We start from the raw sequence: 22,391 nt of genomic DNA on the forward strand, positions 1-22,391 counted from the left end.
GCCTTACTGGCCGATTTCCCGGTTCCAGCGATCAACCCATTCATTGCGAACCTGTGCAATCTGTTCATAGGGTGGGAAAGCGGTTTTCTGCCATGGTGTAATGCGCGGCTTCAGCTTCTCACTGTAGACCACGTCCACATTGGTAACGCCGTAATTCATGATATCAGCAAACTTAGTCTGGTTGGCTGCATCAAGCACTTCGTTAATGTAGTCCCAAGCGAGCGGATTGGCATTTTTTGGCTTTTGCACAGCAAGTCCGTTGAGCGAACCGCCTTCTTCAGGGTTGATGAAGTCGATCCAGGTTGCACCCGCATCATAATGGTTCCAGGTGCGACCATCGAAATAGATACCGATATCAGCTTCACCCGAGGACAGATGATTGAAAAAGTCGTTGGGGCTAGCCCAGTAGATGAGGTTATCCTTCATCTTCTCAACAGCCTTGAAAAAGGGGTCAACATTGTCAGCGCCGCCGCCGAGCGCTTTCGCCATCGCCCAGATGAGCATGATAGGGGTCACCGCGTAGCTAATCGATGGGATTGAGGCGACGAATTCTCCACTGGCAACGCGGTCTACAAATTCGGCAAATGATTTTGGTGGGTTTTTCACCCGATCCTTATTGTAGGTAATGCCGGCTACACCATAATCGAACAGAGTGCCTTTGCCTTCGACGGAATCCGTTAATTCTTGTGGGATTTTTGCAAGGTTCGGTAGTTTGTCGTGTGTAAATTCATCAACGAGCCCCGCTTTCGCGGCAGTTAAGGCGAGATCCGGTGTCATGATGAGCACGTCAAGTGGTGGCTTCTGAGGGGCTGCTTCTATCTGTGCCAGCCATTGTGGTGGGCCGCCGAGGGCAACGCTCGCTTTGGCTCCTGACTTGGCTTCAAATGGTGTGACGAAGCAGGTGCGAACCGCTTCTTCCCACACACCTCCAAATGCAGTGACGGTAATTTCTTTTGCACTCTGTGCTTGAGCAAAGCGGGGCAGATTACCAGCCGCGAACCCCAGTCCAAGCAGGGTACCGGAGCCGAGGAAGTTGCGTCTTGTCAAAATAGGCATTTCGGTTCTCCGATCAAAAGGGTCAGGTGTTTTCGAGCAGGTTTTCTACAGCCGATGCGAGAGCCGCATGTGCTGTTGATGTGGCGACTGCTGTTGCATCAATACGGGGAAATTCATCCGGCAATTCACTTAGAACGACATCGAAGATGTCCTTCCGACGCCGCTGCCGTACGGTTGCAGGTAATGCAACCAATGCTTGGTTAAGTTGGTCCATCAAAGCTGGTTCAAAGACTTCATCCCACCGTCGACGTTCAGGTCCTTGGCCATCTGTTGACTTGCTTTTGGATAGATCTGAGCGGCACTGCCTGGTGGTTGCCGGATCGAGTTCTCCGTCTTTGATTGCTACGCCATAGTCGGCGAGGGCTGCGTCGACAGAGACGAAGCCGTCTTGAACATCCCGCATCACAGCTGTCGGATCACGGTCATACGGATTGCCCCAGCCACCAGCACCCGGCGTTAGAAATGTAACTGTGTCGCCCGCATTGACGATTAAGACGTCTATCTTACCCAGTCTGCGCTCATCGGGTTTACCGCGATTAACGATCAGCTCACCGGGTAATCCCGCTTTGCCGCCGTGGGCGCCCCATGGGCGAAACAGCAGACGCTCCATGCCACGTCCAAGCACATTGCTATCATCCGTCAGCACGCGGAAAGTCAGTTCCATGCCGCAACCGCCACGCCATTGACCTGCGCCACCTGAATTCGGGCGCAAAGCATAGCGCATAATCTCAATGCCGAGTTCTGCTTCAACCGTCTCGACGGGATTGTTTGCGAGGTTTGAGATGCCGCTGTCGCGACCATCAACACCATCTTGCCCTGAACGCGCGCCGGTGCCACCGATCATTGGTTCAATCACCTGCACGCGGCGACCACCCTTGCCATCGGGTTCAGCCATCACCACCGGGATAACGGTTCCGGATGAAGCTGCAGGCATGATCGCTGGCAGAGCCTGACCAAAAGCACCATTGAGTACATCATTGACGCGAATGGCTGCTGCATGACGAACGCCCGTAGCAGCAGGTTCCTGCGGATTGACCAAAGTTCCTTCGGGCGCGGAGATGCGAACCGGATCAAGCAAACCAACATTGAGTGGAACTGTTGAATCAAGTGTGTTGACCAATGCAAGGACACGAAGCGTAAGCCATGCGTGCGGCCGTCCGCGCGATGGAATGTTCATTGCTGTCGCCACTTGTGGGTCGGTGCCAGTGAAATCGAGATGTACTCTGCCGTCGTCGAACGTCACCTTCAAGGCTATGCGGACGGGCAGTTTTCCTGCTGCATCGTCATCAAGATAATCCGAGAACTTATAGGTCCCGGCTGGGACTTTACTCAGTACCGAGCGGGCTTTTTCAGCAGCATAGGAAACAAGATCGATACTTGCGGTGGAAACTGCGTCGACACCGTGCTGCGTGATTGCCTGCTCGAAGCGACGGCGACCGGCAGCAAGAGCTGCGAGCATGGCGCGAATGTCGCCCATATTGGCTTCCGGTGTGCGGCTGTTTGCATCGAGAAACAGCTTCACTTCCGGCGACATTTCCCCTCGCTTCATCAGCTTGACGGGTGGAATGCGCAGGCCTTCCTGAAAGATTTCTGTATTGACCGGTGAGATGCTTGAAGGCACACGTCCGCCGACATCCGAGCAATGTACGAAGCACCATCCGTAAGCGACGATGCGGCCCTCATGGAAATAGGGTTCGATCATATGCAGGTCAGGCAAATGGGTCGCAAGACCCTCAGAACGATACGGGTCGTTGGTTAGAATAACATCGCCGGGCTCAAGTTTACCGACTGCTTCGATAGTCGGACCGCATTCAAGCCCGACAAATCCTGAAACGCCAATAGAGCGAGGATAGGCGAAGAAACGACCATCGAGCCCTGCCAGCGCGCAAGCAAAATCGGCTGTTTCTTTGACGTAAAGCGTGCGTCCTGTACGTTGTAGCGTAAGGCACATCTCTTCGCTGATGGCTGCAAGCTTGTTGCCGAGAATGGCAAGTGTGACCGGATCGAGTTTCATTTGGTCAGCCTTTCAAGATGCAAATTTCCGGATTTGTCGCAACCTGCAGTCCAGTTGGGCAGGACAACTGTGGTGGTGTCATCCTGTTCAATGATTGCCGGGCCAGTGATTAGATCACCATTCCCAAAAGAGCTTCGATTGAGTACTGCCGCATCAAGCCACGCGCCCTTATGAAATAGCGGGCGCATGCCTTTGGTTGCAGGAACACCGGTGCCCGCAGCAAAGTCAGGCGGGGCAATATTGGGGGTGACGCCGATCACTGCGAGGCGGGCTGTACCAAGCTCCACCTCGGCCTGTGTGTCACGAAAACCATAAATGCGTTCGTGTTCGCGATGGAAAGCGTCTGCAAGTGAATTTGGATCAGTTGCAACGTCGTTGAGGGTGACGCGGAGCTCATAGGCCTGGCCGACATAGCGCATGTCGGCGGCTTTTTCGAACAGGCGTCCTGTGCTCTGTTCTCCTTCCTGACCCAGCCATTCAATGCCTTCCGATTGAAGCAGCTTGAATGTTTCGTTCAGCAAGGCAGCACTTGCTTTGTCGAGTGGACGACGCAGGCTGCGAACGAAGTCGCGGCGTAGGTCCGCCGCAGCTGCACCCAGCGCACAGAACGTGCCTGCTGCAGGTGGAATGATAATATGGGCGATCCCAACTTCTTCAGCCAGAAGATTGGCGTGGGTTGGGCCTGCGCCACCGAAAGGCACGAGGGCAAAGGTCGCCGGATCAAGACCACGCGATGCGAGTGTCTTATATAGTTCAGTGGCCATGCCAGCTGTCGTTACAGCAAGCGCGCCTTCTGCGGCTTTTGCAGCTGCATTATCATCATCAAAACCAATACGATTACCGATGATCGTCAGCGCGTCTTTGGCGGCCCGACTGTCAAGCTGCATACGCCCACCGAGGAAGCCCATTGGGTCAATATAACCCAGTGCGAGGTAGCAGTCGGTGACGGCAGGCTCCACGCCTCCACGTCCATATGAAACGGGGCCTGGTGAGGCACCTGCGCTGCGAGGTCCGACTTTCAAAACACCATGATCGTCAACCCAGATGATTGAACCGCCGCCTGCGCCAATTGCGGAAACATCCACGACCGGCAGAACTAGCGGCAAGCCACCAATGTCGGTCTTGGTCGCCAATTGTGCGGCACCATCTTGGGCTACCGCTATATCTGAGGAGGTCCCCCCCATGTCGAATGTAATGATCGATCGCGCGCCGGATATTTCGGCAAGGCGGGCTGCTGCCATGACGCCGGAGGCAGGTCCGGAAAGAATGGTTTCAACCGGACGCTCTTGCGCAGATGAGAGGCTGAGTGAACCGCCATTGGATGCAGTGACAAGGATGGGGGCAGTCACCCCATCGCGGGCAAGTCCGGCTTTCAGTCCGTCGAAATAGCGTCCCATCAGTGGTTGGATATAGGCGTTGAGGCAGGCAACAAGTGTGCGCTCATATTCACGAATTTCAGGCCAAATGACAGCGGCGGAAGTAACTGAAAGACCATTTGATTTGGCAGAAATCTTCGCTGCAAGCTCTTGCTCGATAGCGGGGTTGGTATAGCCATTGATAAGCACAAGAGCTGCGGCCTCAACATCAAGCGCTTTCAGTTTTTCAGCAACATCTTCTAGAGCTACATCGTCCGGAAACTGTGAGGTTGCACCATGCGCGGAAAGCCTGGCGCCAATTTCGATGATACGATGGCGCGGGACGAGGGGCTCTTCCTTGCTGGCATGAAAATCGAAGGAGGAGGGCATGCGGCTGCGCGCGATTTCAAGAATATCGCGATAACCTTCGCTGACGATCAAGGCGATTTTTGCGCCTCGACGCTGAATGATCGCGTTGAGGCCAATCGTTGTGCCATGCATCAGCGTATCGATTTGATCCGCCTTGCGATCGGCTTTTTGCAAAAGCGACTGCAGCCCGACGATCAAAGCACGCGATGGCTCGTCAGGTGTCGACGGTTCTTTATAGTGGATCAGGCTTTTTTGGTCAGGATCGAACAGAACAAAATCTGTAAATGTTCCACCTACATCGATGCCAATACGTGCGCCATTCTTCTGCATATGCCAAGCTTTCAGTTTATTCCGGTGTTACAACGACGGCATCTTCTGATTTCCAACCGAGCGTAATTTCTTGATTAAGGTGATAGGCAAGCTCACCGAGGCTGCTTTCGGCTTGCCGATAGATGAAAACCTCACGACCCAGCGCGGGAATTTCGATCTGATATGCGGCGTAATTGCCACGGAAAACAGCGCCAACGACACGCCCGTCCAAGAATCCTTCGCCCTTCGCGACAGGCACGATGCGTTCTGGACGAATGGATAGCGTCAGTGGTTTCTCTGTTGGCTGCAGGGTTGCGAGCGGGATAGCTATTGAGCTCTGGGGGCCGGGTATGTGAAGTGCTGTGCCATCGCCAGATGTCGTGCCTTCAAAAATGTTTGAGGCGCCGAGAAATTCGGCAACAAAACGGCTTTGTGGTCTGTCGTAAATATCGCCCGGCGTGCCGAGCTGGAGGATGCGTCCGCTTTTCATCACAGCCACCTGATCGGCCATGGAAAGTGCTTCCTCCTGATCGTGCGTGACAAGCAAAGTCGTGATGCCAAGACGCGCCTGCATGGCCCGAATTTCGAACTGCATGCTTTCACGTAATGATTTGTCGAGTGCGCTCAGGGGCTCATCCAGCAACAGAATCTTTGGGTTGACCACAAGCGAGCGGGCAAGGGCAACGCGCTGTTGTTGACCACCAGAAAGCTTAGCGGGGTAGGTGTCTCCGCGACCGGACAATTGAATAAGATCGAGCATGGATTTGACACGCTCATCACGAGCACCGCGGCCAAGACCTTGCATCTTCAGGCCAAAGCCAATGTTCTCGGCCACTGTGCGATGTGGAAACAGGCTGTAATTTTGAAAGACCATACCGAGTTGGCGCTGGTGCGGGGGAAGGGCGGTTACGTTGGTTGCACCGATTTGAATTATTCCGGCATCAGGGCGCTCAAAGCCTGCAACCATGCGCAAGGTGGTCGTCTTACCACACCCCGAGGGCCCAAGTAGCGAGACAAGCTTGCCTGCTTCGATGGTCAGATCAAGATTGTCAACAGCAAGGCTGGAGCCGTAACGTTTCGTCAGAGTGCGCAGCACTAGCGTACTGGCTGTATCGCCTGGAAAAGAATTCATGAGGGCATCTCGCAATCTGCCCCTTTATCAACGCTAAAGACCATGTGCATTTCCAAAACTTACAGTATATTGTAGCGCTACAATCGGTCTTTAGGCTGTTTTCGTCAAGGAAAGGTTTTTTGCGATATAGCTTTTTATGAGTACAAAAAACCTTGAGAAGAGTGTCTCGTGAGAATAATTTGTGCAATAAGCCATGAATAACTTAGTCCGCAGCAAAAACGTTATAACGATGCAGTCGGTAGCGAAAGCCGCTGGCGTGTCGCCCATGACTGTATCAAACGCCTTTCGCTACCCTGAGCGGGTGCTGGAAGAAACGCGGCTTCGTGTGTTTCAAATCGCCGCTGAACTTGGCTATGTGCCTAATCATTCTGCGGGCATTTTGTCCTCGGGACAAAGCCGGGTTATCGGTGCTGTTATTCCCTCAATGAAGAATTCAAGCTTTTATAAATATGTGCGCGGAATGCAGGATCGCGCCGGTGAAAGCGGCTATGAACTGATCTTGAAACTTGCCGAAACCAGACAGGACGAGACGGCCGCTATTCAGACCTTTATCGGTTTGCGTGTTGCGGGAATTTCGTTGGTTGGTAATCAGCATTCCAAAGAGGCAATAGACCTTATCCGCAAGACGGAAACGCCGGTTGTAGAAGGTTGGGTCACGGACAACGTGCTTGATATGGCCGTCGGCTATTCAATGACCGATGCCACGCGTGCCATGGCGCTGTTACTTATTGAACGGGGTTGTCAACGTGTCGGGTTTGTCGGTTATGGCGGCATCTCGGCCCGGCGATATAGCGACCGTTTGCCAGCATTCCAAGCGACGATGGCAGAAGCGGGGCTAGAACATCATCGTGTCTGTTTTATAGATGAGGCAGATGGGTTTGGAGCGGGTCCAAAGGCGCTCGACGCATTGCGTCTTATTGATCCTGAGGTCGATGGAGTCATCTGCCCCACCGACATTGTTGCTGCTGGCGTAATTTTTGAATGCACCCGCTTGGGTTGGCGTGTGCCTGAACGGTTGGCGGTGACTGGCTGGGGTGATTATGAAATCGCATCCGAAATAACACCTGGTCTTTCGACCATACAGCCAAATGCCTATGAGATGGGTGCGAAGAGCATGGAGATGATCCTCGACCGTGTATCAGGAATTAAGGCATACGAACCCGTGCTTGATATTGGTTATGATGTCGTAAAGCGTGAGAGTGCCTAAAGCGCGTCTTTCTTTCTGAAAGATGATGCATCGATACCGAGCTTTTGCAAGCGCGCATAAAGGCTGCGTCGTGGGAGCTGCAGAATTTTCGCAGCCTCACCGACATCGCCGTTCAAGCGCTCCAGTGTTTCGCGCAAGACTTTCGCCTCAAACTGATCCATTTGTTCGGCAAGCGGCAACTGGTTTGCTTCTTTTGTCGGACTGCTCCCAAGCCCAAGAACAACCTGTTTGGCAAAATTGCGTAATTCACGCACATTTCCCGGCCAGTCATCCGAGTTCAGACGTGTTTCAACTGCTGCATCTATTGTTGGGCGCGGCTGGCCAAATTGGGCAGCAGCTTCATCAAGGAAATAGGAGAAAAGCAGTCCGATGTCCTTGCGACGTTCTCGCAAAGGGGGAACACGCAGCCTGACTGTTTCCAGCCGATACAGGAGGTCCGACCGGAAGCGGCCAGCTTTTACCGCATCTTCCAGATCGCCCTTCGCAGCAGCAATGATCCGCAGGTTCACTGCTCTCGGCTCACCAGTTGTGCTGGGCAATTCGCGCTCTTCAACAACACGCAGAAGCTTGCCCTGTAAAGAAGAGGACATGCTGTCGATTTCATCGAGAAAAAGCGTGCCGCGATCAGCATCGGCGATCCTCCCGCGCTGAATGCGATTGCCGAACAGCACATCATCCGCAATGGCATCGGGCAATGCCGCGCAGTCAATTGCAACGAAGCCGCGTGCATGACGTGAACTCCAGCGGTGGAGCAGCCGCGCTACAAGCTCTTTGCCGGTTCCCGTCTCGCCCTCAATCAAAACATCAACGTCGACACTCGCAAGCTGTCGGATTGTTTCACGCAGCCTTACCATGACCGGGGTTTCGCCAAAGAGCGGGAAGTCTTGCTCGGCTTCTGCTGCAGCCTTTCGCAGTCTCCGGTTTTCCAGCACCAGCCGCCGCATTTCTAACGCACGCCGGACGCTTGAGATCATGTGATCGGCAGCAAAAGGCTTGGCGATGAAATCAAACGCGCCTTTTTTGAGGGCCGCTACGGCCATGCCGATGTCTCCGTGCCCGGTCATCAGAATGACCGGCAGCTCAGGATCACGGGCCAGCAACGCTTCCATCACTGCATGGCCGTCGATTTTCGGCATCCGAATATCGGTAACGACTATGCCCGGAAAATCAGCGCTCAGATTGGCGAGGGCGGATTGTCCGTCACCAAAGGTTTCGATGTCGAGCCCGGCTATTTCAAAGGAATCCGCCAATGCTGTGCGAAAGGCCATGTCGTCATCGACCAGCATTACGCGGAGTGGTTCTATGCCTGTCATGCTTGTTTTGCTCGCTTCACAGTGGCTGCGAAGGCGGCACCTCCCAAAGGTGAAGGCACAATACGCAGGGTGCCTTCAAGTTCTGTCATAATATCGCGTGTAATGCCCAGACCGAGACCCAGTCCTTCAGGCTTGCCGGTCACAAAAGGGCTGAACACTTCATCGCCCAATGCGGGATCGATGCCAGGACCGTTATCGGCGACAGTCAGCGTTACGTGCTGGTCTTCTTCTGAGATGAATAAGGCGATGCGCGGTTTTGGTTGGTTTGCTACCGCATCAAGAGCGTTCTGAAACAGATTGACCAGCACCTGTTCGAGACGAACGCGATTTGCAAAGACCTGAAAATCGCACCCGTTCGGCGTTTCGAGCGTCACGCCTGCACTCCGGAAACGATCACCCATGATAAGAAGCGTGCCTTCCAGCAATTCATCCAGCCGGGTAGGGGCAAGTTCGCGATGTCCGCGCCGTGCAAAGCGCCGCATTTCCTGCGTGATGAAACCGATGCGAGCTGTTAGCTCCACGGTCGTTGAAAGATTGGCTGCAACTTTCTCGAGTTTGCCTTTGCCAAGATGATGTTGTGCGTTTTCCGCCAGTGTCTGAATGGTAGCCACTGGCTGGTTGATCTCATGGACGAGGCCGGCGGTAATCGAGCCCAGCGACGCGAGCCTGTTGGCTTGCGCAAGTTCTTCTCGCGCTTCGCGAAAGCGTTTATCCGCGCGTTCGCGCCGCACCATTTCCGCGCTCAGTTCTGCTGTGCGTTCGCTAACAGCTGTTTCCAGTGCCGCACGATCCGCAGCCAGACGTGCCGCACGGGTGATGCGCCAGTAAATCGCGCCAACAAGCGTCATGGCAATCAGAAGCGCTGCAACGGTGATGAGGCGGGACAGATCATGGGCAGCACGCATGGAAGGTGCGACTGCTTCGATATGCATGAGTTTAAGTTCGGTCCCAGCTATTGGCTCATCGACGGTAATGAACTTGGAGCCGGATGGACCACGCATCATATTTTCAGGTTCGAATGCGTAGTGGCTTGGCTGAAGGTCTGCGACGCTGAATTGTCCGCTCTGGCTGATTTTCGTACGTTCTTCGGCTGAAATGGGCTGGAATGACCGCAAATCCTCTGCCTTATCGGTCGAGGCGAGAATAATGCCGCGCGGATCGATAACGAATGTCTGGCCGGGATCGTTCGACCAGGTTCGCACCAGCCGGTGAAATTCAAACTTAACGACCACAACACCGACTGGATTAGCCTCATCGCCGATCCGTCTGGAGAGAAACAGACCGAAGCGTCCGCTAAGATCACCAATGGCATAATATTCGGCGGCACCCGCCGACATTGCGCCCTGAAAATATGGTCGATAGCCGTAATTACGACCGACAAAACTCTCAGGCGTGTTTGCATTCGAGGAGGCTATCACCATGCCGTCGCGCTTGATCACATAGATGATCGGAGAGCCGATCTGTTCTGCAAGGAATTCGAGCTTTTCGTTCAATCGCGCTGTTGCGTCCCGCGAGCCGCCATCCAGAACATCGTGCAAATCGCTATATTCTTTAAGCACCACCGGTAGCAGGCGAAACTTGGCCAGCTCGCTGTCAATCAGTCTCGTCTGCTGTCGCGCAACAAGAGTCGCGTCCTCGCTCAACCGATCAAGCGCATCCGTCTCTGTCCAAAATTTTGCGGCTGTCCAGAATATCGTTGCCAAAATCACTGCCAAAGCAACGAGAAGGATTCTGGTCGCGTTCCACGATATCCTCATTTGTGCAGGATTATGCACTAATGTTGAAAAAGTCACGCAGAATTTTGCACAAAATCCTTTTCCGATTGTGTCAAAATTGAGATTAATTGAGTTAATTCAATAAACTAAACTTTTTAATCCACGGCTATAGCGGTCGCAAATCTTGTCCCGCATTTTAGCGCCACTTCGAAAATGGGAGTTTCGTAGGGAGGAGCTAATCCGTGCAACCGAAAGAATATGATCTTTTTGACGCTCAGTTTTCTGAAATTCAGGCGTGCGTATTTTTCTATGCGCAAACGAGCGAAGACCGAACCGGTCGAGGGGCACGGATCTAGAAACCCACCATTTAGCAATCGCTTCTGGGAGGGTTCGGTTTCAAAGCATCTGAAAGATGCGAAGCGGACCACCCTGAAAGCAGTCAAAACACCCGGAACAAGCGCGGCTTCGCGCTCATACAACGGGTGAACCTCAAAGATCGAGAGATTTGAAGGAGCAACCGCATGGTCTCAATAACATCCGAACGGAGTGATGCGCAAAGCACCAATAGCCGGCTTAAATCCATCATCGGCGGATCGACCGGTAATCTTGTCGAATGGTTCGACTGGTATGTTTATGCAGCTTTTACTCTTTATTTTGCGCCGCATTTCTTTCCGTCGGAAAGTCAGACTGCGCAGCTTCTGAGTGCTGCCGCAGTTTTTGCCGTTGGCTTCATCATGCGCCCGATTGGTGCGTGGATCATGGGTATTTATGCCGATCGCAAGGGTCGTAAAGCGGGTCTTGCTCTATCCGTTACGCTGATGTGCGCGGGTTCGCTTATTATTGCAGTGACCCCCGGTTACGAAACCATCGGTCTTGTCGCTCCGGCTCTTCTGGTACTTGCACGTTTGATGCAGGGCCTGTCGGTTGGCGGTGAATATGGTGCGAGCGCGACTTATCTCTCCGAAATGGCTGGAAAGAGCCGCCGTGGATTCTTCTCATCTTTCCAGTATGTGACGCTTATTTCCGGTCAGCTTCTGGCAATTCTGTTGTTGATCGTGCTTCAGAGCACAATGGAAACTTCGGCGCTCGAATCCTGGGGCTGGCGTATTCCGTTCTTCATTGGCGCATTGCTTGCAGTTGTCGTTTTTTGGCTGCGTCGCGGCCTTGCTGAAACCGAAAGCTTCAAGAACGCAAAAACCAAGGATGCACCAAAGTCGGGCTTCTGGACGCTGATAAAGTATCACCCGAAGGAAACAGCGCTGGTCATGCTTCTGACCGCCGGTGGTACGCTCGCTTTCTATGCGTACTCGATCTACATGCAGAAGTTTCTCGTCAACACGTCCGGTTTCAGCCGTGAAGTCGCCAGCCAGATCAACGCGATCACGCTGTTCATCTTCATGTGCCTGCAACCGATCGCGGGTGCTCTTTCCGACAAGATTGGCCGTAAGCCGCTGATGGTTGCTTTTGGTGCAGCCGGTGTGTTGTTCACATATCCGATCTTCTCTACGCTTGAGCAGACGCGTGATCCGATCATCGCTGGTTTGCTGGTCATGGGCGCTTTGATCATTGTTACGGGTTACACCTCGATCAATGCGGTGGTGAAAGCTGAACTCTTCCCGGCTCATATCCGCGCACTTGGCGTGGCGCTGCCTTATGCTCTCGCCAACACATTGTTTGGCGGAACGGCTGAATATGTTGCGCTGAGTTTCAAGAATGGCGGCTGGGAACGCGGCTTTTACTGGTACGTCACTGTCATGATCGGTATTTCGCTGATCGTTTATCTTCGGATGCGCGATACCAGCAAAGACAGCCTGATCAAGGAAGACTAATAGATGAAAATGCCGGGCTAAAAGCCCGGCATTTTTGTTCGGTAAAGCTTTCAATCAGCGTCGATGCGTCACTTACCGGAGGGAGACGATTTCTCCGAAATTGTCTGCGCAGCATTTTGGATTAGTGGCCCAAAACTATCGCTAAAGCCTTCAGCAGTCCATTCTTGAAGGCTTCCCGCCACATGGATTGCACCAACGGGCGTGCCTCTCCAATCCATGATTGGGGCACCGATGACTACTTCATGATTGAGCAATTGTTTACACAACAGTGAGTGTCCGCGTTCACGTGTGGCGCGTACGTATTCCATCACACCTTCCAAATCGCGAACGGTGTGCTGCGTAAATGGGGTAAGATCAGAGCGGCTGACGATATCGGCAATAATTTCGTCCGACAGGCGCGAAAGTATCGCCACGCCACCTGCGGTGCAGTAAGTCGGCACAGCATTCCCAACAATCGTCGCGCTGAACACCTCATGTTTGGAGGGCATACGCAGTGCGTAGATCACGCGCACATCATCGAAAAGCGATAGATCAACACGCTCACTGACACGTCGCCGTAGTTCCAACATAACAGGATTTGCACGCTGCAACATGGGGTTGAGCCGCAAAAGATCGTGGGTCATATCGAGAGTGCGCAAGCCCGGCAGATAACCGCGATCGTCCGGGTCGCGCGCCAGCATATTCAGCTTGAGCAGCGTATGGACAATTCTTTGTGCAGCACTTCGATCAATGCCAGCAGCACCGGCTACCTGGCTGAGTGACAGGGGATGTCGTGCAGTTTGAAATGCTGACATCACCGCGACCGTTCGGGCGACTGACCGCAAGAATAGCGGATCATCCGCGAAAGCGTCTGCCTCATCCGGGTCGAAAGTGGATATGCCGCGCAGGTCTCGAAATGTGTTCATGAGAAAAAGCTTTAATCCAGATTCAATGATTGACAAGCGTCAAAGTTGGTCCCTATCATAAAAAATCAATATAGATGTATCGCTGACAGATACACGTAATAGCCCGAGGGGGCAAATCAGGAAAATGGGAGTACGCTCGTGTCAAAACGCGTGGCTGTAGCTGGCTTTTTGCATGAAACGAACACTTTTGCTGCAACTCCAGCAACATTGCCAGCGTTCGTTCAGGGTGGCGGATATATCCCGCTTTCGCGCGGTGACGCGATTTTCAAAAATGCGCAGAACGTCAATCTTGGTATCGCCGGGGCGCTGAAATTTGCGCATGAAGCGGGCTGGGAAATTGTGCCAATCCTATGGGCTGGCGCCATTCCTTCTGCTCCTGTCACAAAGGACGCTTATGAAACAATCGTCTCTGAGATTGTCGAAGGCTTAAAGGGATGCGGTCCGCTTGATGGTATCTTCATCGACCTTCATGGCGCCATGGTTGCCGAGCACATCGATGATGGAGAAGGCGAACTTCTGGAACGTGTGCGTGCGGTGCGCCCAAGTGAGCCGCTATCAGTAGCGCTTGATCTGCATGGCAATATCACAAAGCGCATGTTCGACCAGGCGGATGTCATGGTTGGCTTCCGCACCTATCCGCATATCGATATGGCCGAAACCGGTTATCGTGCGGCGGAAGCATTGCAGGCGCTGATGGACAAGCCTCACGGCTGGCATAAGGCAATGCGACAAGGTGATTATCTCATTCCGATTGCGTGGCAGTGCACAGATGAACAGCCCGCCACAGGCCTTTACGGCATGACCATTGATCTGCCGGAAAATGTGCTGACGGCTTCGCTGTTCATGGGCTTTCCTGCGGCCGATTTTCCTGAATGTGGCCCGTCAGTCTTTGCCTATGGCTGGAACGGCCAGGCGGTTGAAGCCTGTGCCGATGAGATCATGGCAGCCCTGTCTGCGGCAGAGCCTGCATTCGCAGGCACAGCCTATCAGCCTGAAGAAGGCGTTGCGAAAGCCATTGAGCTTTCCCGTGATGCAAGACGCCCGATTGTCATTGCCGATACACAGGATAATCCCGGTGCGGGTGGTAGTTCGGATACCACAGGAATGCTACGCGCACTCGTTTCTGGTGGTGCGGAACGCGCTGCTATCGGCTGTATTCATGACGCAGAAGCAGCAAAGATTGCACATCAGGCAGGCGAGGGTGCAGAAGTTGAAATCGCACTCGGCGGGAAGTCCGGAATTGCAGGTGACGAGCCCTACAGAGCAAAGTTCATCGTTGAAAAACTGTCCGACGGCAAGGCACATGCAACTGGTCCCTATTATGGCGGAACATGGCTCGACATGGGACCATCCGCTTGTTTGCGGCTCGGCGGAACGCGGGTTGTCGTGACCACAAATCTGGCACAGATGGCGGATCGTGCGCTTTATCGCATGGTTGGCATCGAGCCTGAACAGGAATCCATTCTGGTCAATAAAAGTTCGGTGCATTTCAGGGCGGATTTTGCACCAATCGCCGAAAAGCTTCTCGTTTGCACCGCCCCCGGCGCAATGCCTCTCAGCCCTGCACAATTGACATGGAAGAATTTGCGTTCAGGCATCCGGCTTGAGCCGCTGGGAGACACATTCAAATAAAACAATAATAACAACCTTCAGAGGAACCAAGTATATGACGTTTTTTAAACCACCACACACTGGGCCTATCCTCCGCAAACTCAAATATGGCATTGCCGCTTCGCTGATTGCGCTCAGTGCGGGTCATGCCGCAGCAGAAACAACACTAACTGCCGTTATGCACTCGGATCTGCGTATGCTTGATCCGGTGATCACCACCGCGCACATTACGCGCGATCATGCCTATATGATTTATGATGTGCTGATTGCCGTTGATGAAAACTTCAAACCTCAGCCACAAATGGCAGAGTGGACTGTCTCAGATGACGGTAAGACCTATACTTTCACGTTACGCGATGGTCTCAAATTTCATGATGGTGCGCCGGTAACGGCTGCTGACGTTGTCGCTTCGCTTGAACGCTGGGCCAAGCGTGATACGGGTGGCCAGCTGATCATGGACATCACAGATTCGCTCAAAGCAAACGACGATAAAACGATTGTCTGGACGCTCAAGGAGCCATTCGCACCGTTCCTCGATACGATTGCCAAGCAGTCTGCATTGCCTCCATTCATTATGCCAGCGCGTATCGCAGCAACACCTGCCGATACTGCAATAACCGAACATATCGGTTCGGGACCGTTCAAGTTCGTACCCGCCGAGTTCCAACCGGGCGTCGGCGTGACTTACATAAAGAACGAAGATTATGTACCACGCAGCGAGCCAGCCAGCTGGATGGCAGGCGGTAAGGTCGTCAACGTCGATAAGGTGCGTTGGGTCACGATGACCGATGCTCAGACCGCCGCGAATGCGCTGACAAGTGGTGAAATCGACTATATCGAGCAAGTTCCCGTTGATCTGGTGCCGCTTTTTGAAGGCGATGATACAGTCGTTCTGGAGCAGCGCGACCCGCTTGGCTATCAGACCATGGGTCGTCTCAATTTCAAGCATGCGCCTTTTGATAATCCGGATATTCGCCGAGCGGCGTTCCTTGCTATGTCGCAGGAGCCAGTGCTGGCAGCTCTGATGGCTGATCCAAATTACTATAAGGTTTGTGGTGCGATTTTTGGTTGCGGCACACCCAATGCAACAGATGTCGGCTCTGAAAGTCTTGTAGCAAAGGGTAACATCGAAGAAGCGAAAGAGCTTCTCAAGAAGGCGGGCTATGATGGCAAGCCGGTTGTCCTGATGCAGCCAACTGACGTGTCCAGTCTGTCACCGCAGCCAGTTGTTGCAGCTCAACAACTGCGCGCAGCTGGCTTTACGGTCGATATGCAACCAATGGACTGGCAAACCCTTGTTGGTCGCCGCGCATCGAAGGACGAGCCTGCAAAGGGTGGCTGGAATATGTTCTTCACCAACTGGCAGATTCCAGAAATTGCGACACCGTTGAATTCGGTAATGCTCAATGGTCGTGGAGATCAGGCTTGGTTTGGCTGGCCGGTAGACGAGAAGATTGAGGCTCTGAAAAAGGAATATGTCGCGGCCAAGACGCCTGAAGAGCAGAAAGCTGCGGTTGAGAAGATACAAGCTCAGACACTGGAAAATGTTCTCTACATTCCGCTGGGTGAATATAACCCGCCGCAGGGCCGCAGAACCAATGTCGTCGATATGCTTGGTTCGCCTGTTCCGGTCTTCTGGAATGTGAAAAAGACCGAAGAGTAATCCGCCCGCAGCTATCGCGCTTAGTGCGATAGCTCCCAGTTCAACGTGGGTCCGGCACGCTGCCGGTCCCACCTCAAGCGGGACGCGCATATGGCTGTCTATCTGTTAAAACGTATCTTCGCACTCGTGCCGGTGTTGTTGCTGGTATCAGTGTTTGTATTCCTCCTCCTGAGACTGACGCCGGGTGATCCGGCTGCAATTCTGGCTGGCGATGCTGCCACCACCGAACAGCTTGAACGCATCCGCGAAGCCATGGGCCTTAATGAGCCGATCCTCACCCAGTATTTCACCTGGATGGGTAACATCATGCAGGGTGATCTTGGCGTGTCGCTGATTTCCGGCGTGCCAGTTCTCGATATGGTTTCGCAGCGTATCGGCCCCACAATTTCTATCGCTGTGCTGACAATTATCATCGCAGTGCTTGTCGCTATTCCAATGGGTGTGGTCGCTGCATGGCGCCACCGGTCATGGGCCGACTATCTTGTCATGAGCTTTTCGGTTCTTGGCTTTTCCGTTCCGGTCTTTCTTGTCGGCTATGTGTTGCTGTTGATTTTCTCGGTTAATCTAGGCTGGCTTCCGGTACAGGGCTTCAAGCCGATTTCATCAGGCTTGGGCGGGTTTCTTGAGCGCGCAATTCTGCCAGCTCTTACACTCGCTTCGATCTACATCGCGCTGATTGCCCGCATGACCCGTGCGGCAATGCTTGATGTACTTGGCGAAGATTATATTCGCACCGCGCGTGCCAAAGGCGTGAGCGATCGCCGCCTGCTGTTCGTTCACGCGCTCAAAAACGCAGCCGTGCCGGTCGTGACCATCGTTGGCACTGGCTTTGCCCTGCTGATTTCCGGTGTGGTCGTAACCGAGAGCATTTTCAATATCCCGGGCATCGGGCGCCTGACGGTGGATGCAGTTCTCGCGCGCGATTATCCGGTCATTCAGGCGATGATCCTACTGACGAGTGCGCTTTATGTGTTCGTCAATCTGCTGATCGACCTTTCCTATACTCTGTTCGACCCAAGGATTCGTTATTGATGCGCTCAGAAAAAACATCAGCGGGTATGCATTGGATGCTCCGCATGTTCTCGCTGCCGCGCGTTGCACGCGTTGGTATCGGGCCGATGATTGCCGCCATTCTTCTCGGTGCAATCCTTCTTCTCACCCTCATTTCTCCGTGGATTGCTCCACACGATCCGCTCGCCATGAACCCCATGATGCGGCTTAAGCCTGCATCGGATGAATATCTGCTTGGAACGGACAATTATGGTCGCGATCTCTTTTCGCGCATGATCCTCGGCGGGCGTATTTCGCTGCTGATCGGACTTCTGGCCGCCGCCGCATCTATTGGTGTTGGCGTGATCATAGGCCTTATTGCCGGTTTCTTCCGGACCGCAGATGCCATCATCATGCGTATGATGGATGCACTAATGGCGATGCCATCGATCCTGATCGCGATTGCTCTGGTCGCTCTCAACGGTCCGTCGATTGGTTCTGTCATCATAGCGATCACCATTCCGGAAATTCCCCGCGTCGTGCGTCTGGTCCGCTCTGTCATTCTGACCGCGCGTGAGGAACCCTATGTTGAAGCAGCCTTAGCACTTGGTTCAAGCACGCCCAAAATCCTTTTCCGGCATCTGCTGCCCAATACGATGGCACCGCTCATCGTGCAGGGCACTTACATCATTGCGTCGGCAATCCTGACCGAAGCAATCCTGTCGTTTCTTGGTGCCGGTATCAGCACGGAAATCCCGACCTGGGGCAACATCATGGCAGAAGGTCGCCAGTTTTTCCGGATCAAGCCATCGATCGTGCTGTGGCCGGGTCTGTTGCTGACACTCTGCGTTTTGTCGATCAATCTATTGGGTGACGCAGCGCGCGATACACTCGACCCACGTCTGAAAAAGCGGGAGGGCTGATATGGAACTGCGCAATCGTGATTTCACACATGAGCCTGTCGTTCTGGAAGTCGAAAATCTTGTTGTGGCACTTCCCGGCGGCACACCAGTTCTGCGTAGCGTCAGCTTTGACATTCGCAAGGGCGAAACCGTCTGCCTCGTGGGCGAATCCGGTTCAGGCAAGTCGGTAACGTCGCTCACCGCAATGGGACTCTTGCCGAAAGATGCACTTCTGGTCAAAGAAGGCGCGATCAGGCTCGACGGCACCGATTTGCTCAAGTTGTCGGCTGCGGACATGAAAAAGATGCGTGCAACACGTATATCCATGATCTTTCAGGAACCGATGACGGCGCTTAATCCTGTTATGCGGGTGGGTGAGCAGATCACGGAAGTTCTGGATGTTCATACCAGCCTTTCGTCAGAGGCCAAGCGTGCCAAAGTCATCAACATCATGGAGCAGGTACACCTGCCCGATGTGGAGCGCATTTATCAAAGCTATCCGCACCAGCTTTCAGGCGGACAGCGACAGCGTATCATGATCGCTATGGCGCTCATCCTGGAGCCGATGGTTCTGATTGCCGATGAGCCAACCACTGCACTGGATGTGACCACGCAGAAACAAATCCTGTCGCTTATTGCGGAATTGCAGGAAAAGCATGGAACAGCGGTGCTGTTCATCACCCATGATATGGGTGTGGTTGCTGAAATTGCTGATCGCGTCTGTGTCATGCGCAGCGGTGAGATCGTGGAACGCGGGACCATCCGTGACGTTCTGACCTCGCCACAGCAGCAATATACCAAAGACTTGCTTGGCTCTGTGCCAAGCCTCATTCCGCGACTGGCGCGTGAGCCACAGGGACGTGAAGCGGTGATCCGTGTTCGCGACCTTGGCATGACCTATAAAACTGGTGGACTGTTCAGCACCAAGCCCGGAGTTAAAGCCTCGTATGAAGTGAACTTCGAGCTTCAGCCCGGAAGAACACTTGGAATTGTCGGCGAATCTGGTTCCGGCAAAACCACTGTTGCCCGCTCGATCATGCGCCTGATCGAGCCGACGGAGGGTGAAATCGTCGTGGACGGGCGCGATATTGCGCATCTTGGAAAACGTGAAATGAAGCCTTTTCGCAAGAAGCTTCAGGTTGTGTTTCAGGACCCGTTCCGCTCATTGAACCCGCGTTGGACAATTGAACAAAGCTTGACGGAAGGCCCGGTCAATTATGGCGTTCCTTATGAAGAGGCTGTAGCCGAAGCCAAACGTCTGTTGAAGATTGTCTCGCTTCCGGAGGATTCGCTGAAGCGTTATCCGCATCAGTTTTCCGGTGGCCAGCGACAGCGTATCGCCATTGCGCGTGCGGTAGCCCTTCGACCAGATATTCTCGTGGCTGACGAGGCTGTCTCTGCCCTCGACGTTTCGGTACAGGCGCAGGTTCTCGAACTTCTCGCCGAATTGCAGCGCGATACCGGTATTGCCATCATTTTCATCACCCACGATCTGCGAGTGGCCGCGCAGATTTGCGATGAAGTCTTGGTGATGAAACGCGGACAGGTTGTTGAGCAGGGCAATGCTTCCGACGTGCTTGGCAAGCCTTCGCATGAATATACGCGATCTTTGATAGAGGCGGCGCCCGGTCGCTTCTGGGATTTTGCGGCGGGACGTCCGGCCGCTTGAATTATCTTCAGTATTTCAGACAGGAATGAAATCATGCCCATCATACCGTTTATTGAGGAGAAAGCCGGCGAGATGCGCGCGGTTTTTGAAGATCTGCATCGTCATCCGCAAATTGGCTTTGAGGAACAACATGCTTCAGGCGTTGTAGCGGAACTCTTAGAAAAATGGGGTTTTGACGAGGTGCATACCGGCATCGCCAAAACCGGTGTCGTTGGCATTCTGAAAGGCAGAAACCCAGGCAATCGCCGTGTGGGTCTGCGTGCAGATATGGATGCGCTGCCGATCGACGAGATTTCGGGCGTGTCTTACACGTCGCAAAATCCCGGCCGGATGCATGCCTGTGGGCATGATGGTCATACAACCATGCTGCTTGGTGCGGCTCAATATCTTGCTGAGACGCGCAATTTCGAAGGCACTGCTGTCTTTGTTTTCCAGCCCGCCGAAGAAGGTCTGGGTGGAGCACGCGGCATGATCGCCGAAGGACTGTTTGAGCGTTTCCCTTGCGACGAAATCTACGGAATGCACAACCAGCCGATGGGCACACTTGGCAAAGCACTTATCCGCAAGGGTGCGGCTATGGCTGGCGCAAGCTTCTTCGACATCAAACTGACCGGCAAGGGAAGCCATGCAGCCCAGCCGCACAATGCCCGCGATGTGCTGGTGATTGGTGCCGATCTGGTTGGCCAGTTGCAGACCATTGTGTCACGCAACATCCCTGCAACGGATGCCTGCGTTGTATCCTGCACGCAGTTTCATACCGGCAGCGCCTATAATATCGTGCCGGAAGTGGCAACCATCACCGGCACCATCCGCTATTTCGAGCAGCGTGTCTGTGAGCTTGCGGAAAGCCGTATCCGTGAAATTTGTTCAGGTGTGGCTGCAGGTTACGGTATCAAGGTTGATGTCGATCTTCGCAACGTCTTTGACGTCCTGCGCAACGACCATGAACTCTCCGACGCTTATATGGCGGCAGCGCGCGATGTGCTGGGTGAAGACAATGTGAGCGATGACTGTCCGGCCTTTATGGGCAGTGAAGATTTTGCCGACATGCTCGCGCGTGTACCGGGCGCTTACATCAACGTGATGCATGGCGGTAAAGCTGCGCTGCATAACCCTGCTTTCATTCTTGAACCCGAAACATTGCCTATTGGCGCATCGATCTATGCCCGGATCGTGGAAACCCGCCTGCCAGTAAACAAGGACTTAGCAGCATGAGTACGCATGAATTGCCATTTAACCTCGATGACATGATTGCGCGCCTGCGCCCTTGGATCGAAACGGAAAGCCCGACCTTCGATGCAAGCGCAGTTAACCGCATGGTTGAGGTTGCCGCTTATGATTTTGCTGCGGCAGGTGCCACAATTGAATTCATTCCGGGTCGCATGGGGTTCGGCGGCTCCCTGCGCGCTCGTTTCCCGCATAAGGATCAGGGCAAGCCGGGTATTTTTGTGTCAGGCCATCTTGATACGGTTCATCCGCTCGGTGTGATCAACATCAATCCCTATCGCCGCGAGGACGGTAAACTTTACGGCCCCGGCATTCAGGATATGAAGGGCGGCAACTTCGTGGCGCTTGAAGCCATGCGTGAGATCGCACGGAGCGGTCTTGCAACAAAGCTTCCCGTTACGTTTCTTTTGACACCGGATGAAGAAGTCGGCACACCGTCAACCCGCGATCTGATTGAGCAGGAAGCGCTCAAGAATAAATATGTTCTGGTGCCGGAGCCAGCATTGCGTGATGGCGGAGCGGTTGTCGGTCGTTATGCAATCGCGCGATACAATCTTGAGACTGTAGGCAAGCCAAGCCATGCCGGTTGGCTTCTCAAAGAAGGCCGCTCGGCAATCCGTCGTATGGCCGAAAAAATTATCGAGATCGAAGCGCTCACAACAGACGATTGCACCTTCTCGGTTGGAGTCATTCATGCAGGCCAATGGGTCAATTGCGTCTCATCAAGCTGTAACGCCGAAGCGCTTAGCATGGCCAAAACGCAAAAAGACCTGGAAGACGGCGTTGCGCGGATCATGGCGCTTGGCGGAGACAAAGACGGGGTTGAATTGATCATCACCCGTGGCGTCACGCGTCCTGTGTGGGAGCCGGGTCAGCCGCAGGATATGAAGCTCTTCAACTTTGCCAATGATATCGCAAAGGAGATCGGCTTCACCATGTCCGTTCAAAGTTCGGGCGGCGGCTCGGACGGTAATTTTACCGGCGCGCTTGGTGTCCCGACAATCGATTCAATCGGCGTGCGTGGCGAAGGCCTGCATACGCTGGGCGAACATATTTTCGAAGACAGTCTGGTCGAACGTGCTCGCCTTCATGCGGGCCTGTTTCTCTCACTGGAATAACAGCCAG

General features: G+C 53.7%; 16 protein-coding genes. 9 read left to right on the forward strand and 7 right to left on the reverse strand.

What is annotated here, in order from left to right; translation table 11 throughout:
- Positions 1–3 precede the first annotated feature (3 nt).
- The 4 genes from RT142_RS13845 to RT142_RS13860 are packed head-to-tail and all read right to left on the reverse strand — an operon-like array spanning position 4 to position 6,235.
- The gene (locus tag RT142_RS13845) at positions 4–1,056 is read right to left on the reverse strand and encodes an extracellular solute-binding protein (RefSeq protein WP_112806473.1); all 1,053 of its coding nucleotides are present in this window, start codon (positions 1,054–1,056) and stop codon (positions 4–6) included.
- A 22-nt stretch (positions 1,057–1,078) separates the two neighbouring features.
- Complete coding sequence (locus RT142_RS13850) at positions 1,079–3,070, reverse strand: hydantoinase B/oxoprolinase family protein (RefSeq protein WP_113159034.1); 1,992 nt, start codon at positions 3,068–3,070, stop codon at positions 1,079–1,081.
- Positions 3,067–5,124, reverse strand: coding sequence for a hydantoinase/oxoprolinase family protein (locus RT142_RS13855; RefSeq protein ID WP_313029338.1), 2,058 nt, complete (start codon positions 5,122–5,124; stop codon positions 3,067–3,069). Before RT142_RS13855 ends, RT142_RS13850 begins: the two co-directional genes overlap by 4 nt.
- Before the next feature lie 16 nt (positions 5,125–5,140).
- Positions 5,141–6,235: an ABC transporter ATP-binding protein gene (locus tag RT142_RS13860; RefSeq protein ID WP_113159032.1), complete on the reverse strand. Its 1,095-nt coding sequence runs from the start codon at positions 6,233–6,235 to the stop codon at positions 5,141–5,143.
- Between the two features lie 229 nt (positions 6,236–6,464).
- Between RT142_RS13860 and RT142_RS13865 the strand changes: the two genes are divergently transcribed.
- Positions 6,465–7,442: a LacI family DNA-binding transcriptional regulator gene (locus RT142_RS13865; protein ID WP_105519903.1), complete on the forward strand. Its 978-nt coding sequence runs from the start codon at positions 6,465–6,467 to the stop codon at positions 7,440–7,442.
- Here RT142_RS13865 and RT142_RS13870 read toward each other — a convergent pair.
- Together RT142_RS13870 and RT142_RS13875 are read right to left on the reverse strand one after the other, a co-directional pair.
- On the reverse strand, positions 7,439–8,755 hold the full coding sequence (locus tag RT142_RS13870) for a sigma-54-dependent transcriptional regulator (RefSeq protein ID WP_113159031.1): 1,317 nt from the start codon (positions 8,753–8,755) through the stop codon (positions 7,439–7,441). The two genes, RT142_RS13865 and RT142_RS13870, sit on opposite strands and share 4 nt — an antisense overlap.
- A complete protein-coding gene (locus tag RT142_RS13875) occupies positions 8,752–10,512 on the reverse strand; it encodes an ATP-binding protein (RefSeq protein WP_113159030.1) in 1,761 nt (586 codons plus the stop codon). Before RT142_RS13875 ends, RT142_RS13870 begins: the two co-directional genes overlap by 4 nt.
- Positions 10,513–10,991: 479 nt before the next feature.
- Here RT142_RS13875 and RT142_RS13880 point away from each other — a divergent pair, with 479 nt between their 5' ends.
- Positions 10,992–12,299, forward strand: a complete 1,308-nt coding sequence (locus tag RT142_RS13880; RefSeq protein ID WP_064322076.1) for an MFS transporter — start codon at positions 10,992–10,994, stop codon at positions 12,297–12,299.
- Positions 12,300–12,367: 68 nt separating this feature from the next.
- Here the strand turns inward: RT142_RS13880 and RT142_RS13885 are convergent, their stop codons facing one another.
- A complete protein-coding gene (locus RT142_RS13885) occupies positions 12,368–13,204 on the reverse strand; it encodes an IclR family transcriptional regulator (protein WP_007880122.1) in 837 nt (278 codons plus the stop codon).
- 138 nt (positions 13,205–13,342) lie between these two features.
- On the opposite strand from RT142_RS13885, the gene RT142_RS13890 reads away from it, so the two are divergent.
- The 7 genes from RT142_RS13890 (at position 13,343) to RT142_RS13920 (ending at position 22,384) form a co-directional block, all read left to right on the forward strand.
- Positions 13,343–14,836, forward strand: coding sequence for a M81 family metallopeptidase (locus RT142_RS13890; RefSeq protein WP_313029341.1), 1,494 nt, complete (start codon positions 13,343–13,345; stop codon positions 14,834–14,836).
- Positions 14,837–14,870: 34 nt separating this feature from the next.
- Positions 14,871–16,478, forward strand: coding sequence for an ABC transporter substrate-binding protein (locus tag RT142_RS13895; protein WP_064322074.1), 1,608 nt, complete (start codon positions 14,871–14,873; stop codon positions 16,476–16,478).
- A 90-nt stretch (positions 16,479–16,568) separates the two neighbouring features.
- On the forward strand, positions 16,569–17,510 hold the full coding sequence (locus RT142_RS13900) for an ABC transporter permease (protein WP_064322073.1): 942 nt from the start codon (positions 16,569–16,571) through the stop codon (positions 17,508–17,510).
- Positions 17,510–18,391, forward strand: a complete 882-nt coding sequence (locus RT142_RS13905; RefSeq protein ID WP_079213568.1) for an ABC transporter permease — start codon at positions 17,510–17,512, stop codon at positions 18,389–18,391. The genes RT142_RS13900 and RT142_RS13905 overlap by 1 nt, the downstream gene beginning before the upstream one ends.
- Position 18,392: 1 nt before the next feature.
- A complete protein-coding gene (locus tag RT142_RS13910) occupies positions 18,393–20,039 on the forward strand; it encodes an ABC transporter ATP-binding protein (RefSeq protein ID WP_313029346.1) in 1,647 nt (548 codons plus the stop codon).
- Between the two features lie 33 nt (positions 20,040–20,072).
- Positions 20,073–21,254, forward strand: coding sequence for a M20 aminoacylase family protein (locus RT142_RS13915; RefSeq protein ID WP_113159026.1), 1,182 nt, complete (start codon positions 20,073–20,075; stop codon positions 21,252–21,254).
- Entirely contained in the window at positions 21,251–22,384 is a 1,134-nt protein-coding gene (locus RT142_RS13920; RefSeq protein ID WP_113159025.1) for a M20/M25/M40 family metallo-hydrolase, read from the forward strand. Before RT142_RS13915 ends, RT142_RS13920 begins: the two co-directional genes overlap by 4 nt.
- Positions 22,385–22,391 lie beyond the last annotated feature (7 nt).

The sequence above is a fragment of the Brucella sp. genome (assembly GCF_032066345.1).
Taxonomy (GTDB): Bacteria; Pseudomonadota; Alphaproteobacteria; order Rhizobiales; family Rhizobiaceae; genus Brucella; species Brucella pseudogrignonensis.

What these genes read in the sequence shown, in the direction of transcription:
- RT142_RS13920 (WP_113159025.1), top strand. Translation starts at nt 21,251, where the DNA reads ATGAGTACGCATGAATTGCCATTTAACCTCGATGACATGATTGCGCGC.
- RT142_RS13875 (WP_113159030.1), bottom strand. Translation starts at nt 10,512, where the DNA reads ATGAGGATATCGTGGAACGCGACCAGAATCCTTCTCGTTGCTTTGGCA.
- RT142_RS13870 (WP_113159031.1), bottom strand. Translation starts at nt 8,755, where the DNA reads ATGACAGGCATAGAACCACTCCGCGTAATGCTGGTCGATGACGACATG.
- RT142_RS13885 (WP_007880122.1), bottom strand. Translation starts at nt 13,204, where the DNA reads ATGAACACATTTCGAGACCTGCGCGGCATATCCACTTTCGACCCGGAT.
- RT142_RS13845 (WP_112806473.1), bottom strand. Translation starts at nt 1,056, where the DNA reads ATGCCTATTTTGACAAGACGCAACTTCCTCGGCTCCGGTACCCTGCTT.
- RT142_RS13860 (WP_113159032.1), bottom strand. Translation starts at nt 6,235, where the DNA reads ATGAATTCTTTTCCAGGCGATACAGCCAGTACGCTAGTGCTGCGCACT.
- RT142_RS13895 (WP_064322074.1), top strand. Translation starts at nt 14,871, where the DNA reads ATGACGTTTTTTAAACCACCACACACTGGGCCTATCCTCCGCAAACTC.
- RT142_RS13910 (WP_313029346.1), top strand. Translation starts at nt 18,393, where the DNA reads ATGGAACTGCGCAATCGTGATTTCACACATGAGCCTGTCGTTCTGGAA.
- RT142_RS13865 (WP_105519903.1), top strand. Translation starts at nt 6,465, where the DNA reads ATGCAGTCGGTAGCGAAAGCCGCTGGCGTGTCGCCCATGACTGTATCA.
- RT142_RS13850 (WP_113159034.1), bottom strand. Translation starts at nt 3,070, where the DNA reads ATGAAACTCGATCCGGTCACACTTGCCATTCTCGGCAACAAGCTTGCA.
- RT142_RS13905 (WP_079213568.1), top strand. Translation starts at nt 17,510, where the DNA reads ATGCGCTCAGAAAAAACATCAGCGGGTATGCATTGGATGCTCCGCATG.
- RT142_RS13915 (WP_113159026.1), top strand. Translation starts at nt 20,073, where the DNA reads ATGCCCATCATACCGTTTATTGAGGAGAAAGCCGGCGAGATGCGCGCG.
- RT142_RS13855 (WP_313029338.1), bottom strand. Translation starts at nt 5,124, where the DNA reads ATGCAGAAGAATGGCGCACGTATTGGCATCGATGTAGGTGGAACATTT.
- RT142_RS13900 (WP_064322073.1), top strand. Translation starts at nt 16,569, where the DNA reads ATGGCTGTCTATCTGTTAAAACGTATCTTCGCACTCGTGCCGGTGTTG.
- RT142_RS13880 (WP_064322076.1), top strand. Translation starts at nt 10,992, where the DNA reads ATGGTCTCAATAACATCCGAACGGAGTGATGCGCAAAGCACCAATAGC.